Source organism: Undibacterium sp. RTI2.2 (assembly GCF_035018705.1).
Classification (GTDB): Bacteria; Pseudomonadota; Gammaproteobacteria; order Burkholderiales; family Burkholderiaceae_D; genus Undibacterium.
In genome coordinates this window covers 104,820-119,905 of the sequence record NZ_JASJXN010000014.1, presented here as the reverse complement: position 1 = coordinate 119,905, position 15,086 = coordinate 104,820, and the positions used below count along the sequence as shown (strand labels likewise).

Annotated in this window: 15 protein-coding genes; 11 read left to right on the top strand and 4 right to left on the bottom strand. The window is 47.9% G+C overall.

All coding sequences use genetic code 11. The features are described 5' to 3' along the window. Positions 1 to 105: 105 nt before the first annotated feature. Together QN395_RS09915 and QN395_RS09910 are read right to left on the bottom strand one after the other, a co-directional pair. Positions 106 to 360: a hypothetical protein gene (locus QN395_RS09915; RefSeq protein WP_322119243.1), complete on the bottom strand. Its 255-nt coding sequence runs from the start codon at positions 358 to 360 to the stop codon at positions 106 to 108. Between the two features lie 108 nt (positions 361 to 468). Next, a complete protein-coding gene (locus QN395_RS09910; RefSeq protein WP_322119242.1) occupies positions 469 to 885 on the bottom strand; it encodes a hypothetical protein in 417 nt (138 codons plus the stop codon). A gap of 139 nt (positions 886 to 1,024) precedes the next feature. Here QN395_RS09910 and QN395_RS09905 point away from each other — a divergent pair, with 139 nt between their 5' ends. Continuing rightward, the gene (locus QN395_RS09905; protein ID WP_322119241.1) at positions 1,025 to 2,014 is read left to right on the top strand and encodes an integron integrase; all 990 of its coding nucleotides are present in this window, start codon (positions 1,025 to 1,027) and stop codon (positions 2,012 to 2,014) included. Positions 2,015 to 2,101: 87 nt separating this feature from the next. Here the strand turns inward: QN395_RS09905 and QN395_RS09900 are convergent, their stop codons facing one another. After that, positions 2,102 to 2,920, bottom strand: a complete 819-nt coding sequence (locus QN395_RS09900; protein WP_322119240.1) for a WecB/TagA/CpsF family glycosyltransferase — start codon at positions 2,918 to 2,920, stop codon at positions 2,102 to 2,104. Positions 2,921 to 3,004: 84 nt separating this feature from the next. Between QN395_RS09900 and QN395_RS09895 the strand changes: the two genes are divergently transcribed. The 8 genes from QN395_RS09895 (at position 3,005) to purF (ending at position 11,753) form a co-directional block, all read left to right on the top strand. Continuing rightward, positions 3,005 to 3,679: a phosphoribosylanthranilate isomerase gene (locus QN395_RS09895; protein ID WP_322119239.1), complete on the top strand. Its 675-nt coding sequence runs from the start codon at positions 3,005 to 3,007 to the stop codon at positions 3,677 to 3,679. A 122-nt stretch (positions 3,680 to 3,801) separates the two neighbouring features. After that, positions 3,802 to 5,013, top strand: coding sequence for a tryptophan synthase subunit beta (trpB, locus tag QN395_RS09890; protein WP_322121587.1), 1,212 nt, complete (start codon positions 3,802 to 3,804; stop codon positions 5,011 to 5,013). A 291-nt stretch (positions 5,014 to 5,304) separates the two neighbouring features. After that, a complete protein-coding gene (trpA, locus tag QN395_RS09885; RefSeq protein WP_322119238.1) occupies positions 5,305 to 6,102 on the top strand; it encodes a tryptophan synthase subunit alpha in 798 nt (265 codons plus the stop codon). A gap of 112 nt (positions 6,103 to 6,214) precedes the next feature. Beyond that, positions 6,215 to 7,087 (top strand): acetyl-CoA carboxylase, carboxyltransferase subunit beta, encoded by an 873-nt coding sequence (gene accD, locus QN395_RS09880; protein WP_322119237.1) that lies wholly within the window; start codon positions 6,215 to 6,217, stop codon positions 7,085 to 7,087. Positions 7,088 to 7,164: 77 nt separating this feature from the next. Continuing rightward, positions 7,165 to 8,490 (top strand): bifunctional tetrahydrofolate synthase/dihydrofolate synthase, encoded by a 1,326-nt coding sequence (gene folC / locus QN395_RS09875; RefSeq protein WP_323492668.1) that lies wholly within the window; start codon positions 7,165 to 7,167, stop codon positions 8,488 to 8,490. Between the two features lie 163 nt (positions 8,491 to 8,653). Further along, entirely contained in the window at positions 8,654 to 9,682 is a 1,029-nt protein-coding gene (locus QN395_RS09870) for an SPOR domain-containing protein (RefSeq protein WP_322119235.1), read from the top strand. A gap of 33 nt (positions 9,683 to 9,715) precedes the next feature. Beyond that, positions 9,716 to 10,204 carry a CvpA family protein gene (locus QN395_RS09865; RefSeq protein ID WP_322119234.1) on the top strand — a complete coding sequence of 163 codons (489 nt, stop codon included), beginning with the start codon at positions 9,716 to 9,718 and terminating at the stop codon, positions 10,202 to 10,204. A 28-nt stretch (positions 10,205 to 10,232) separates the two neighbouring features. Next, positions 10,233 to 11,753 (top strand): amidophosphoribosyltransferase, encoded by a 1,521-nt coding sequence (purF, locus tag QN395_RS09860; protein ID WP_323492669.1) that lies wholly within the window; start codon positions 10,233 to 10,235, stop codon positions 11,751 to 11,753. Positions 11,754 to 11,866: 113 nt separating this feature from the next. Here the strand turns inward: purF and QN395_RS09855 are convergent, their stop codons facing one another. After that, positions 11,867 to 12,277 carry a hypothetical protein gene (locus QN395_RS09855; protein ID WP_322119232.1) on the bottom strand — a complete coding sequence of 137 codons (411 nt, stop codon included), beginning with the start codon at positions 12,275 to 12,277 and terminating at the stop codon, positions 11,867 to 11,869. 200 nt (positions 12,278 to 12,477) lie between these two features. Here QN395_RS09855 and QN395_RS09850 point away from each other — a divergent pair, with 200 nt between their 5' ends. Together QN395_RS09850 and QN395_RS09845 are read left to right on the top strand one after the other, a co-directional pair. Then, on the top strand, positions 12,478 to 13,425 hold the full coding sequence (locus QN395_RS09850; protein ID WP_322119231.1) for an ABC transporter ATP-binding protein: 948 nt from the start codon (positions 12,478 to 12,480) through the stop codon (positions 13,423 to 13,425). 114 nt (positions 13,426 to 13,539) lie between these two features. Further along, complete coding sequence (locus QN395_RS09845) at positions 13,540 to 14,958, top strand: ABC transporter permease (protein WP_322119230.1); 1,419 nt, start codon at positions 13,540 to 13,542, stop codon at positions 14,956 to 14,958. Positions 14,959 to 15,086 lie beyond the last annotated feature (128 nt).

Genomic DNA, 15,086 nt, shown 5'->3' with positions numbered 1-15,086 from the left:
ATGGTGACACACTAGGGTGGAAACTTTTGGACGCTGTTTCCACCCCTAATCTGGTAAGTATTGCACGCTGTTTGACAAGGCTGATATTTAAAACGATGTATTTGACTATGATTTATCATTTCCTCGTTGCTCCATTTCTTTGTACCAATCAGTATCACGATCTGGATCAAGACTGGGATATTGGCGAATTATTGGCCACATCAAATCAGAGTGCGCCTCCATAATATTGCCCATTATTCTTCGAAATTTCTTCTTCTCTTCTAAATCGTCGAAAGACTCGATAATTTCGCACAATTCATTTAGTGTGACGCTCAAAGACGCAAAGCGTTCCATTGCTTCATTAGCAGCTTCAATCTTCATTTAAACTCGATGCCTAACGCCCGCGTTAACAGGCGGCAAGCCGCGAAGCGGGTTGACGTCCTGTTGAACAACCAGTTAGGCCGCGGCGCGTAGATAGACTTTTGGGCTTCATTTGCAGATTCTCTCATCGGCTGATGGCTGCGCAGTAGGGGCCGAACTTATTTGCTCCAGCCCGACAAACTTGCTTTCTTTTCGTGAACTGACGATTAGTTCAAGCAAAACATGCCCATTGCCATTGGTCGGGATATATTGCTCAACGAGTGCTATGAGACCAGTGTCGTTTGGCTTGAAATAGCTAACGGCGGGTGATGCGGTTGGTGGATAGTGGAGTGAAGTGGCACCAATCTCCGCCAGGCTCGATGTGAGCTCTTCTTGAATGGCGACAGCTGGGTCTCGTTCATAGGCGAGGGAGTAGCCAAACTGCTTCGCCAAGGCGTCGAAATCACCTGAGCAAAGTAGCCGCGTTGCATGTACGCCAAAGTCAGCCAGAGGCTGAGTTGCGGTTTGGTCATCGGTGATTTTCATACGAGGCCTAACGTGATTTAATTTTCATTTTGCAATAATATCCGACGGAAAAAAATAGCAAGCTTGCTCTACATCTCTTGAAATGCTCATGGACATGAGCTATATTTGGTTATACTGATTAAATATACAGTATAACCAAATGGACAAAAACATCACGCCTGTAAAACCGCGTTTACTCGACCAAGTACGTGAACGCTTGCGTTATAAGCATTACAGCTTGTCAACAGAAAAGGTCTATGTATATTGGATACGTTTCTTTATACGCTGGTCTGGATTGCGTCATCCTGTGGAAATGGGGGCGCCCGAAATAGAGGCGTTTTTGACGATGCTGGCAACCGATAGGCAAGTCTCTGCATCTACCCATAAACAAGCTTTAAGCGCTATTTTGTTTTTGTACAAAGAAGTGATTCAAGTTGATTTGCCTTGGATGCAGCAAATTGGTCGGCCAAAAACATCGCAACGTTTGCCGGTGGTGTTGACGGCTTTGGAGGTGAAGGCGATATTCACTGTTTTGAATGCCAGTCGTCCAGAATTTGCCTTATTTGCCAAACTACTTTATGGCACTGGGATGCGGGTTATGGAAGCGGCGCGGTTAAGAACCAAGGATATTATATTTGAACGAGGCGCGATTATTATTCGCGAGGCCAAAGTCGGGAAAGACCGTGTGGTGATGTTGCCAATCAGTTTGCAACGTGATTTGCAGAGCCAATTACAGCAAAGCAAGTTACTTTGGCAAATAGACGTTGATACACAAAAAAGTGGCGTTGAAATGCCTTTTGCATTGGCCAAAAAATATCCGCGAGCCGAGCATAGTCTGGCGTGGTTTTGGGTGTTTCCTCAAAAAAATCTCGCGACTGATCCAAGATCTGGTGTAGTGCGCCGGCATCACCTTTTTGCCCAAACATTTCGACGTGCTTTTACTGCAGCGTTAAGGCATACAGGTAACCATAAACCAGCAAGTCCGCATACGTTGCGGCATAGTTTTGCGACCCATCTATTGCAAAGTGGTTGCGATATTCGTACTGTGCAAGATTTACTTGGGCATGCTGATGTCAGCACTACGATGATTTACACTCATGTATTAAAAGTAGCTGGTGGCGTGCGCAGTCCGCTGGATGCTATGTCGTAATTTTTATTGTCGGATAGTACAAATTGTCATCAAGTTGCACGTCGCTACTATCTCTACGAATTGATAGCGATAAATGAAAATTCTGGTTTATTTTGAACGGTGTTTTTTTCTCTGCAATTCTCGTTCACGCTGAAGCACCCCAATAAATTTCACCCCCTGCGTCGTGTAGCGTTGCCACAGACGACGCGGTTCGCTGGCAAGACGCCAGAACCATTCCATACCGATTTTTTGCATCCATTGCGGGGCGCGTTTTTTTTCTCCTAAGGCGAATTCCATGGCAGCGCCGACGCAGAGTAGTAAAGGTGCATTGTTCTGGGTAAATTCTTTACGATAGCGGAAGCACCAGCGTTCTTGTTTGGGCATCCCCAGGCAGACGAAGACGATGTTGGGTAGCGCTTGCTGGACCAGGCGCATGGCTTCTGTGCCTTCTTCACCGTCTGCGGAGAATTGCATTGATGGACAAAAAATACTGACTTTTAAGCCGGGGTAGGTTTGTGCAAACGCTGCTAACAGCGCGGCTTCTTGTCCCGGTTGTCCGCCGATCACAAAAATCGATAGTTGTTTTCGTATGGCGCCTTGGCACAGCGAGACAAATAAATCGGCACCGGTAACGCGTTCTGGCAGCGGTATTGCGGCCATTTTGCTGGCCCAGATAATTGGCATGCCGTCGGCAAAAATATAGTCGGCTTCGGCGTATTGCGCTTTAAACGTCGGGTCACTATCTAGCTTGACGACGTGATCGACATTGGGCGTGACGACGATGCGGCTGGGATGATTGCGCTGGCTGGCTACCTCTAGCAAATGTATCGTTGCCTCATCAAATGTACAGGCTCGAATATCTAGTCCGAATAAATTACTGATCTGTAGCGCTGGGTCGCTTGGCAAATGGTCGTTGGCTGAGGGCATGGGGTAATATTCGCAAGAAGGTTAGCGTGTCAGAAAATTGATTATCTCAGCTATCGCGGTGTTTCTGTATTCGAAAGTATCAACATGTTTCATAAAAACTATAAAACCAGAATAAAAATTTGCGGCTTGACGCAGGCAGACGATGTGTGGCGTGTGATCGCCGCGGGTGCGGATGCGTTAGGCTTTGTGTTTTATCCGCCTAGTCCGCGTTATGTCACGCCCGCTATTGCTGCGAATCTGGTTAAAGAGATTTCACCATTTGTGATGTCGGTTGGTTTGTTTGTGAATGCGACGATTGAGGAGTTGCAGGCGACGGTGGCTGTGGTGCCGCTACAGTTATTGCAGTTCCACGGTGATGAGACCGCCGCGCAGTGTCACGCGCTTGCCAGCGCCGTAAACCGGCCATTTATCAAAGCTTTTCGGGTCAAGCTCACCACAAGCGCGGCTGATTTGCTAGAATGCGAATTAGAATATCGTGCGGCAAGTCCTTTGTTTGCCGGATTATTGCTTGATACCTTCGTCGATGCGTACGGAGGTAGTGGAAAGGTTTTTGATTGGTCTCTCATCCCAAAAGAACTCGCGCCTCGGGTCGTTTTAAGTGGTGGCTTGAGCGTGCAAAACGCGACTGACGCAGTGCGTCAGGTTCGTCCGTTTGCGGTCGATATCAGTAGTGGTGTCGAGCTAAGCAAAGGGATTAAAGATGATGTCAAGGTACGTGCTTTTATTGAGGCCGTGCGCTTGGCAGACAATGAAAACTAGCTAATTAGCTATGTTAATGAGCTTAGCTAATTGCCACTGAAAGTAAAATCATGAGCACGATCAATTCTCTGTCGCCAACCCAGCCGGGTTTGCAGACTGCATCTCAATCTAATCCGCAAGCAATTTTCCACGCGGCTGAATACAATTTCCCTGATGCGCGTGGTCATTTTGGCCAATATGGCGGTACCTTTGTGTCAGAAACCCTGACCCATGCGCTGACTGACTTAAAAGAAAACTATGCACGCTATCAAAACGATCCGAAATTTTTAGCTGAATTCCGCGATGAGCTGCATCACTTTGTCGGTCGTCCGTCACCGGTGTACCACGCCAAGCGCATGTCCGAAATCAGTGGCGGCGCGCAAATTTATTTCAAGCGCGAAGACTTAAACCATACCGGCGCGCACAAAATCAACAATGTCATCGGACAGGCTTTGCTCGCCAGACGCATGGGCAAGCCTCGTGTGATTGCTGAAACCGGTGCAGGGCAGCATGGCGTGGCAACCGCCACAATCTGTGCACGTTTTGGCCTGGAATGCGTGGTCTACATGGGATCGGAAGACGTCAAGCGCCAAGCGCAAAACGTCTACCGCATGAAGCTGCTTGGCGCGACCGTGGTACCAGTTGAGTCGGGTTCCAAGACCTTAAAAGACGCGCTGAATGAGGCGATGCGCGACTGGGTTGCCAATGTGGATAATACGTTTTATATCATCGGTACCGTCGCTGGTCCGCACCCATATCCTATGATGGTGCGTGACTTCCAGTCTGTGATTGGTGAGGAATGCTTATGGCAGATGCCAGAAATGACCGGTCGTCAGCCGGACGCCGTTCTGGCGTGCGTTGGCGGGGGCTCGAATGCGATCGGGATTTTCTATCCGTACATCGATCAAAAAAATGTGCAATTGATCGGCGTAGAGGCGGCAGGCGAGGGCATGGAAACAGGTAAGCACTCGGCGTCGCTGACGGCGGGTTCGCCGGGCGTGCTACATGGCAATCGTACGTATCTGCTGCAAGACGCGAATGGCCAAGTGATCGAGACGCACTCGGTATCGGCGGGTCTGGATTACCCTGGCGTGGGGCCAGAGCATGCATGGTTGAAGGATATGGGGCGTGCCCAATACGTCACGATTACTGACGTCGAGGCATTGAAAGCCTTCCATGATTGCTGCCGAATCGAAGGCATTATCCCAGCCTTGGAATCAAGCCACGCGCTCGCTTACGCGGCCAAACTTGCGGCGACTTTACCTAAAGACAAAATCATTTTGGTCAACTTGTCTGGTCGTGGCGATAAGGACATGCATACCGTGGCCGAAAAGGCTGGCCTTAAGTTCTATTAACAGCCTGATTAAAAGTTCAGTTATGTTACATCCAGAGCGCACCTGAGTTATCAGGGTTTGCTCTAGATTTTAATATACTCCCCTAAAATATTTGATAAATCGGCTTATTGTCCAGATAATCTCTGGACAACTAATAAATACCTAGGTGGAGTATATTGATTTGATCAGTGCAAGTGTAGTGTGCGAATGCTTTCGTTACACGCTCAGGCAGTACTTTAGGCTGCACCTTAGTTGCCCCTTAGTTGCCCCTCATGCTACCTATTCATACTATAAATTAGCAGGAAAAATACCATGCCAAGAATACAAACGACCTTAGCAGCGCTCGCTGCCAATAACAAAAAAGGCTTGATCCCCTTTATCACCGCAGGCGACCCCGATCCTGCACTGACGGTGCCGCTGATGCATGCCCTGGTTGAGGGCGGTGCGGATATTATCGAACTCGGCGTGCCGTTTTCTGATCCGATGGCGGATGGCCCGGTGATACAGCGCGCTTCCGAGCGGGCACTGTTGCATGGAGTTGGATTGCGTGATGTATTACAATTCGTCCGCGAATTTCGATTGAGCAATCAAACCACGCCAGTTGTGCTGATGGGATATGCCAATCCGATTGAACGTATGGGCATAGACGCCTTTATTGCCTCGGCAACAGAAGTTGGGGTGGACGGCGTTTTGGTCGTAGACTATCCGCCAGAGGAATGTGAGGATTTTGCCAACAAGATGCAGCAAAATGGCATGGATACTATTTTCTTGCTGGCACCGACTTCGACCGATGAGCGCATCGCTCAGGTTGGTAAAATTGCCACTGGTTATGTTTATTATGTCTCGCTCAAAGGCGTAACCGGGTCGGGAAGCTTGGATTTAGACGCTGTCGCCGCCATGATTCCACGTATCAAAAAACACGTCAAAGTCCCTGTGGGCGTGGGTTTTGGCATACGTGACGGTGCAACGGCAAGAGCAATTGCGTCCGTTTCCGACGCGGTTGTGATAGGCTCTCGGATTATTCAAGAGCTAGAAACGACGCCGCGTGAAAATGCTGTCGCGGCAGTAAAAAGCTTTATTTCTGGTGTCAGACAGGCGTTGGACGAGTAAAATACGCGCTGACGATTGTTTGTCCCCCGCGTTTATTCCACCAGAATGAACATGATGCTTGCGATGTCTACATGGTTATCTATGTGATCGCAAGCCGAATTCAGGAGAAATTATGAGTTGGCTAGAAAAATTACTACCACCGCGCATTCAGCGCTCAGAATCTGCGCACCGCAAATCCATGCCCGAAGGGCTGTGGGTCAAATGTCCTTCCTGCGAAGCCGTACTGTATCGCTCCGATCTGGAAGCAAATATCCATGTTTGCCCAAAATGCAGCCACCATATGCGTATTGGCGCACGCGAACGCCTTGACGCTTTGCTCGACGCTGGCGGACGGTATGAAATCGGTCAGGAAGTCTTGCCGATTGATACCCTGAAATTCAAAGACAGTAAAAAATACACCGATCGCCTAAAAGATGCCTTAGAGTCGACTGGCGAGACAGATTCTATGATCGTCATGGGTGGTTCTATCATGACCGTTCCCGTTGTTGTGTCCTGCTTTGTATTCGACTTTATGGCCGGGACCATGGGTTCCGTATTGGGTGAGCGTTTTGTGCGCGGCGCACAAGCGGCACTGGATCAAAAAGTTCCGTTCATTTGTATTACTGCTAGTGGCGGTGCTCGTATGCAAGAAGGTGTCTTGTCCCTCATGCAAATGGCAAAAACCACGATGATGTTGACGAAATTGTCGGAAAAGAAATTGCCGTTTATCTCAGTGCTGACTGATCCGACTACTGGCGGTGTATCTGCCTCGTTCGCTTTTATGGGTGACGTTGTGATCGCTGAACCTAAGGCGTTGATTGGCTTTGCAGGTCCGCGCGTGATCGAAAATACCGTTCGCGAAAAATTGCCAGAAGGCTTCCAGCGTTCAGAATTCTTATTGCAAAAGGGCGCGATTGACATGATTGTTGACCGTCGCAAAATGCGCGAAGAAATCGCTCGTTTGCTGGCTTTGTTGCAGAACCAGTCTGCAGAAGCGGTCTCGTAAATTTTTGTCTATTTTTCATACTGAAATTTCAAAGAAATCTAAATACGAGCCCGATTCTGTCGGGCTTTTTTTATCTTATGACCAATTCGCTTAATTCTTCTACTTCTATGACGACGCCTGACAATCTGCTGGATTGGCTGGCATTGCTAGAAACTCGTCACTCCAAAGAAATCGACATGGGTCTGGATCGTGTCGCCGCGGTGAAGGAGCGCTTGGATATCCGCTACGAATGCCCAGTCGTCGTCGTTGGTGGTACCAATGGCAAAGGGTCTACCTGCGCCATGCTGGAGTCGATTTTATTGCAAGCTGGATATCGTGTCGGTTTATACAGTAAGCCGCATTTTTTAGATTTTAACGAGCGCGCCCGTATCCACGGTGAGTCAGTCAAAGATCAGGTGTTTGTTGATGTGTTTGCCGAGGTAGAAGTAGCAAGGCTGATGGAGCCAGCGATCTCACTAACTTATTTTGAATTTACTACGCTGGCGATTTGTAAATTACTGGCTGATGCTAAATTAGACGCCGTGATTCTGGAAGTTGGCCTGGGTGGTCGTCTGGATGCGGTCAATGTGATTGATGCCGATGTCTCGATAGTCACCAGCGTCGATATTGATCATGTGGATTATCTGGGGGATACCCGCGAAAAAATTGGGTTCGAGAAAGCCGGTATTTTCCGTACCGGCAGAACTGCCATTTGCGGCGATCCTGTGCCGCCACAATCTTTGATTGAGCATGCGACCAAGATTGGTGCCGATCTGTGGTTGTTTGGTCGAGATTTCAATTATTCCGGCGATAAGCAACAGTGGAATTTTGGTGGTCGTGTGCAACGTCGCAATTCGCTCGGTTATCCGAGTTTGCGCGGCGCGAATCAGTTGCTGAATGCAGCCGCTGTGTTAGCCGCGTTGGAAGCGTTAAGAAATCGCTTGCCCGTAGGAGCACAAGAAGTGCGTAATGGGTTGGTAATGGTCGATTTGCCGGGGCGTTTCCAGGTGATGCCCGGTCGCCCGGTGGTCGTGCTTGATGTGGCGCACAACCCACATGCGGCCGCTACACTGTCGCAAAATTTCGACAATATGGGATTTCACGCTTATACCTATGCCGTGTTTGGATCAATGCTGGATAAGGATATTGATGGCGTCATTGCGCAGATCAAAGGCAAGATTGATCACTGGTGCGTCACCGATTTGCCTTTGCCACGCGCTGCCAGCGCTGACCATTTAAAGGAACGATTATTGGCAGCAGGTGCCTTGCAAGATGCGGAACATAGTGTCCAAACTTTCACAAGTCCAGAGGATGCCTATGCCTTTGCGCTCGGTAAGGCAGGGGAAAATGATAGAATAGCGGTCTTCGGTTCTTTTCTCACGGTAGCGGGTGTGATGAAGGCGCGGAAGCAGAATAACCACTAGTGATCTTTTGGGAGAACTTCTAAAAACCTTTAATCGAAATGCGGCACTAGGCGCAAAACGTAGCAACACGCTGGTATTGCGAAGCTTTGCAACAACGAGATGAGCTCGATTATAGAATTTTTAGAAGTTCCTTTTTGATCACGAATCACTTAGATACTTGCACATGAGCTTGCTATCACGTTTTAAACAAAAGCAAGAAACAACATCCGATCAGGATAATGGCGAATACCGTTCTCGTGCAGAGGACGACACCAAGCCCGTACGTGGCAGCAAACGCGCTGATCGTTCAGATAATGCGCGTAAAAGCAAAGTTGCGGATCCTATATTGCCAGAAAAAAAACGTGCCCGCCGCCGCTTGATTGGTGCCATCGCTTTGGTATTAGCCGCTGTGATTGGCTTGCCTATGATTCTGGATTCAGAGCCTAAGCCATTGGCTGACGATATTGCGATCCAGATTCCATCTAAAGATAAATTGCCAGCGAGCGAGCAGGTAGCAGTACCAAAAGTAGCCGGCAAGCCAGCCGAAAAACCAGATGAACCGCTGGAAGAAATTATCGATCCGCCCCAGACGCAACAAAAGCCGCAAGTTAAAGCTTCAAGCAAAGATGTTGCTGCCTTGCCTGCGGTTACGCTTGCAGATAGTAAAGTGTCTGCGAAACCAGAGGTCAAGCCTGAATCAAAGTCCGACCCGAAAGTGTTCACAGACGCCAAGCCTGCATCCAGGCCAGAATTAAAGCCGGAAACCAAATCAGCTAGAGCTGAAATAAAAATAGATACGAAGTCTGATACTAAAGCCGACACTAAGCCAGAAACTAAAGTTGAGGCAAAAATACCAGTCATAAAACCACCGGTAAAATCCTCTGAACAAAATGATGATGCTGCGCGTGCTTTAGCAATACTCGAAGGAAAAACTGTTAAACCTGCGGTAAAAGCAGAAGTTCAAACCAAAGAACATAGCGGATACGTGGTTCAGGCAGGTGCCTTTTCTACCCCAGAAAAAATCAGCGAAGTACAAGACAAGTTGAAGGCTGCGGGGATTAAATCGTACACACAAAAAGTAGCGACTTCACCTAATGGCGACAAATCAGTGACGCGCATACGCGTAGGTCCGTTTGAAAGCAAGGAAGAAGCGGATAAGGCTACTGCGAATCTGGTCAAGCTTGGATTAAGCCCTAAGTTGATTCCTAACTGATGAACCCCATATTGATGGTAGCAGGAATGTGCTGTGACCTTATTTGATTACCTGGTGCTGTTTATACTGATTTGCTCCATCGTTATCAGCACCATGCGCGGCCTGGTGAAAGAGATGTTGTCACTGGTCAGTTGGGTAGTGGCATTTGTCGTTGCCAATACGTTTAGTGCAAGCGTTGCTGGCTATTTGCCAGATCTGTTCCCCGGGCAGATGTTGCGTTTAATCGTGGCATTTATTGCCTTGTTTATTGGTGTACGTTTGCTAATGTCCTTATTAATGATGGCGGTAGACGCCGTGCTGAAAGCCAGTGGTCTGAGCCTGGCTGATCGTGGTTTAGGCGGTTTGTTTGGCTTGGCGCGTGGCTGTATTCTGGTACTTGCAGCAGTGATGGTTTGTGGCATGACATCGATTCCGCAACAGCCATTCTGGCGCAACGCGCTGCTCAGTCCGATTGTCGTGACGTCGGCGCAAACTGTGATGCCATTTTTGCCCGCGTCGATTACGCGGCATGTCAGCTTTTAGATTTTAATTTGTTTTTTAGGAGTCCACCATGTGTGGCATCGTCGGTGTAGTTTCAAATAGTCCCGTCAATCAATTGCTCTATGACGCCTTGCTGTTGTTACAGCATCGTGGTCAGGATGCAGCTGGTATTGCAACGGGCCATGGCAATAAATTTGCAATGCATAAAGCAAACGGCTTGGTACGAGATGTATTTCGTACCCGCAATATGCGTTCTTTACCAGGCAATATCGGTATCGGTCAGGTGCGCTACCCAACCGCAGGCTCAACCAGCGAAGAAGAGGCACAACCGTTTTATGTGAACGCGCCTTTTGGTATTGTGCTGGCACATAACGGTAATTTGACCAATGCTGACGAACTCAAAATTGAGTTATTCAAAAATGATATGCGTCATTTGAATACCGATTCTGATTCAGAGGTATTACTCAATATTCTGGCGCACCAGATCCAGGAAGTGACCAGTGGTTATTCGCTTGATCCTCAATCCATGTTCCGCGCGGTATCTATGTTGCATCGCCGGGTGCGTGGTTCTTACGCGGTAGTTGCACAAATCGCGGGTTATGGCTTGTTGGCATTTCGCGATCCGTTCGGGATTCGTCCTTTGTGTATTGGGTTGTCGCATACCGAAAATGGTGTCGAATACATGATCGCTAGCGAGTCGGTTGCTTTAGATGGTTTGGGTTTTAAGTTCCTACGTGATGTTGAGCCGGGCGAGGCGATTTTTATTGATCTCGACGGCAAAATGTACAACGAACAATGCGCTGATAATCCCACCCTCAATCCTTGCGCATTTGAATACGTCTATCTGGCCCGCCCGGACTCCATTATCGACGGCGCATCGGTGTACCTGACACGTTTAAAAATGGGCGAATACCTGGCAGACAGAGTACGCAATCAATTCCGCGATGGTGAGATTGATGTTGTCATGCCTATTCCCGATTCTTCCCGTCCATCAGCGATGGAACTGGCGATGAAATTGAATCTGGATTACCGCGAAGGCTTCATCAAAAATCGTTACATTGGGCGTACTTTTATGATGCCAGGTCAGGCGATTCGCAAAAAGTCGGTGCGCCAGAAATTGAATGCGATCAAGCAGGAATTTGCTGGTAAGAGTGTATTGCTGGTCGATGATTCTATCGTCCGTGGTACCACCAGCCGCGAGATTGTCCAGATGGCACGCGAGTCCGGTGCCAAGCGGGTGATTTTTGCTTCTGCGGCACCACCAGTAAAATTCCCAAACGTGTACGGAATCGACATGCCGACCCGCAGTGAGTTAATCGCCTACGGTCGTAGCGAAGATGAGGTCTGTCGTGAAATTACCGCAGATGCCCTGGTGTACCAAGACGTAGCCGCTATGAAGCGTTCTATCTCTGACGTTAATCCTTACTTGCGCAACATCGAGGCATCTTGCTTTGATGGATATTATGTTACCGGTGACGTCAGTCCAGCCTATCTCAATCGCTTAGAAACAGCGCGAAATAATCCACGTCCAGATACCGAGGATGTAATGCGTTCTCAGTTAAATTTGAATTTAGCTGAACGCGCAGATTAATTTTTTAGCGTTAATATATAAAAAAAGCCCGACATCATGATGGTGTCGGGCTTTTTTATATTTGGTACGGCTGACCGGAAATCTCAGTTAAAACCAAGTTAAATCTAGTTCGCTCACTGTTCAATTTCATCCGCACGTCTTTGACGATACTCCATCAGATTCAGCACGATCATCATCAGGGCACCTAAGGGTGCCAGGGTTGCCAGCAGCCAGAATATTGCATTAAAATAAATGTTGTCTCGTACGGTAACTTTACGTGGTTCAGGTGGGGCGTTTGCTGCAATTGCTGTGGCGACTGTCTGTGCATCATCTTGGATAGATATCAACATCGCGTTCGTTGACGAGGTTGTTGGAGATATTGCTGGCGCTCCCGATGTCGTCTTTGGAGTGCTCTGTGTACATGGAGTGCTTGCTGACTTATTACCACCGTTGGTTTCGCCCGCACATGGGTTGGACTGCGCCAAGGCATAGGCCGATAATAAGCTAGTTAGCAACAGAGCAAGAATGAAGTGAATGCGTTTCATAATTTTTATAAAATTAATCAAGGCAAGAATCTTAACAGGTCTGTACTTGAGCGTGATAATACTGATCGGCACATCAGTTGCTACAACGGATGAGTTATAGTTAAATCAAGTAAATTTAACTATTGGTCAGGTATAGTCTCACGTCTTATTTGCAGTTAAGTTGGCAGTTAAATTTGCAGTTAATTAAGCGGGCAAACACCATGCATCCATTATTGTTAGAGGTCAAAAACCTCAGTAAGTCTTTTGGTCAACGTAAGGTTGTTGATACAGTTTCCTTCTCTTTGCAGCACGGACAGACCTTGGGCTTACTTGGCCCAAATGGCGCTGGAAAATCAACCACGGTTAGCATGATTTGTGGCTTGCTTAAGTCGGATCAGGGCGAGGTCAGGGTGGATGGGCAATTGGTTGGTGCTGGCAATAATGCGGTCAAGCATAAGATTGGTCTGGTGCCACAAGACCTGGCTTTATATGATGATTTGTCGGCGCTAGAAAATCTCAAATTATTTGGTGCCTTGTACGGCTTGTCTGGCAGTGCTCTTAAATCTCGCTGCGACATCGTGCTGGATTTAGTCAATTTAAAAGATAGAGCTAGCGATAAGTGCTCTACCTTCTCCGGTGGTATGAAACGTCGTTTGAATATCGCTGCAGCATTACTGCATGACCCGCAATTATTAATTCTGGATGAGCCGACGGTCGGCGTTGATCCGCAAAGCAGGAACGCGATTTTTGATAGCTTAGAAGTCCTCAAAAAACAGGGCAGAGCCTTGATTTATACCAGCCACTATATGGAGGAGGTTGAGCGTCTTGCAGACCATATTGTGATTATCGATCATGGCAAAGTCATCGCGGACGAAAGCCCGCAAGCTTTGTTCCAGCGCTTGCCAGCACAAGCCGCTTTGCAAGTTGATTTAGATCGTCCGTTGTCGGCAGATACTCTGGCCGCTCTTGGTCAGCAAACAGGCGTCAGCCATGTTCAGCATGCAAAGGATAACGAACATGTAGACATTGCTTTGATCAACCCTAGCTTTGCTTTGCCTGTGTTGGATTGGTTGAATGCGCAAGGCTATGCGCCTTTGCATTTTGCTACGGCTAAAACGAAGTTAGAAGACATTTTTTTAACGCTGACAGGCCGTAGTTTGCGCGACTAATTGCGTTCACTCAGTTAAGTCACAAATTTACATCACTAAGTACATCACTAAGCCAAGCCGCTTGCAATTAAAGCTTGTTGATCTGCACATACTCTAAGCTCTGAAAGAACTAACATGACTGCTCTGATTGCCCTTATTCGCAAAGATCTGATTCTGTTTTTGTCTGATCGTCGTGCGATGTTGTTGACCTTAGTGATGCCGATTGTGCTGGGCGCATTTTTTGGTTTTGTCACTGGCGGAAATTCCGATAAAGAAACCGCCAAAATCCAGATCGCGCTGGTGATGCAGGACAATCATCCTATTAGCCAGAAGATTGCTCAAGGTTTGATTACCGAACCGAATTTGCAAGTGACTGAGCTTGCTTTAGAGCCAGCTCAGGACCTGGTACGTAAAGGTAAATTAAATGTGGCGATCGTGATCCCCGCTGGCTTTGGTCAATCCGCAGGCGCTGCTTTATTTGGGGCTGGTAAAAAACCGGAACTGCCGATTTTTTATGATCCTTCACAAGCGGCTGTTCTGGCAATGGTCAAAGGGATGTTGACGCAGCAAGTCATGCAGCATGTCAGTGCCGAAATGTTTGGCGGTGCATCGGGTTTGTCGCTGGTAGATAAAAGTATTACAGAGCTAGATGCTGATCCAGAACGGGCTGCCGGTCAGCCAGAGCTGCGTGAGTTTTTAGGTAGTGTGAAAAAATTTCAGAGCAAAACCCGGTCAGCTGCGACCACCGCAACCACCGCAACCACAGATGTAAATAGTGATAAGAACAGAGATAAAAACACCGGCACGGTTGCTGCTGCAAGTGTGGTATCTGACTCCGCTGCTTCATCGCCAAACACCGCAGATAAACCAGCAACTGAAGCAGGTTTGTCTATGCCATTTACCACTAAAGATCAGGCAATGGTCGCAGGTGATCCTGTCGTCGCACATTACAATGGCTATGCACATTCATTTTCCGGGATGACAGTGCAATTTATCCTCTTTATGGCGATTGACGCGGGCATCAGTGTGCTAGCCGCGCGCCGTCTGGGCTTATGGAATCGCTTGCTGGCCGCTCCAGTGGGATTAAATACTTTGCTCGCCGCCAGAGCCTTTTCTTGTGCACTGATTGCATTTGCTTTAACGGGGGTTATTTTTGCTGTTGCTGGCGTAGTTTTTAAGGTGCAAATTGCTGGTAGCTATATCGGATTTATCGGAGTCGCATTGAGTTTTTCTTTGATGACAGCTAGTTTTGGTTTGTTGATTGCCGCCTTTGGCAAGACGCCTGAGGCAGCGCGCGGTATTGCCGTGTTTGCTACGCTGATTATGGTGATGCTGGGCGGTGCGTGGATTCCTTCATTTTTGTTTCCGCAATGGTTACAAAATTTGACGCTGATTGTGCCGACGCGTTGGGCGCTAGATGGTTTTGATGCGATGACCTGGCGCGGCCTCGGTCTACAAGCTGCGGTTCTGCCAATTGTTGTGCAATTGGGATTTATGGTGTTGTTCAGCTCCTTGGCTTTGTGGCAATTTCGCCGTCAGCAAAATAGCATTTAATTTTATATTGGTATCTGATTAGTTGATGTTGATTCAATATACTCCCCTTTATTTTTATTGAAAATGGCTAATTGTTCAGACTTTATATGGACGATTAAAATATACTCATTGGTAGTATATTTTATCTG

Bases quoted from the DNA above. Each gene is read 5' to 3' on its own strand.
- QN395_RS09915 (WP_322119243.1), bottom strand. From the start codon at position 360: ATGAAGATTGAAGCTGCTAATGAAGCAATGGAACGCTTTGCGTCTTTG.
- QN395_RS09910 (WP_322119242.1), bottom strand. From the start codon at position 885: ATGAAAATCACCGATGACCAAACCGCAACTCAGCCTCTGGCTGACTTT.
- QN395_RS09905 (WP_322119241.1), top strand. From the start codon at position 1,025: ATGGACAAAAACATCACGCCTGTAAAACCGCGTTTACTCGACCAAGTA.
- QN395_RS09900 (WP_322119240.1), bottom strand. From the start codon at position 2,920: ATGCCCTCAGCCAACGACCATTTGCCAAGCGACCCAGCGCTACAGATC.
- QN395_RS09895 (WP_322119239.1), top strand. From the start codon at position 3,005: ATGTTTCATAAAAACTATAAAACCAGAATAAAAATTTGCGGCTTGACG.
- trpA (WP_322119238.1), top strand. From the start codon at position 5,305: ATGCCAAGAATACAAACGACCTTAGCAGCGCTCGCTGCCAATAACAAA.
- accD (WP_322119237.1), top strand. From the start codon at position 6,215: ATGAGTTGGCTAGAAAAATTACTACCACCGCGCATTCAGCGCTCAGAA.
- folC (WP_323492668.1), top strand. From the start codon at position 7,165: ATGACCAATTCGCTTAATTCTTCTACTTCTATGACGACGCCTGACAAT.
- QN395_RS09870 (WP_322119235.1), top strand. From the start codon at position 8,654: ATGAGCTTGCTATCACGTTTTAAACAAAAGCAAGAAACAACATCCGAT.
- purF (WP_323492669.1), top strand. From the start codon at position 10,233: ATGTGTGGCATCGTCGGTGTAGTTTCAAATAGTCCCGTCAATCAATTG.
- QN395_RS09855 (WP_322119232.1), bottom strand. From the start codon at position 12,277: ATGAAACGCATTCACTTCATTCTTGCTCTGTTGCTAACTAGCTTATTA.
- QN395_RS09850 (WP_322119231.1), top strand. From the start codon at position 12,478: ATGCATCCATTATTGTTAGAGGTCAAAAACCTCAGTAAGTCTTTTGGT.
- QN395_RS09845 (WP_322119230.1), top strand. From the start codon at position 13,540: ATGACTGCTCTGATTGCCCTTATTCGCAAAGATCTGATTCTGTTTTTG.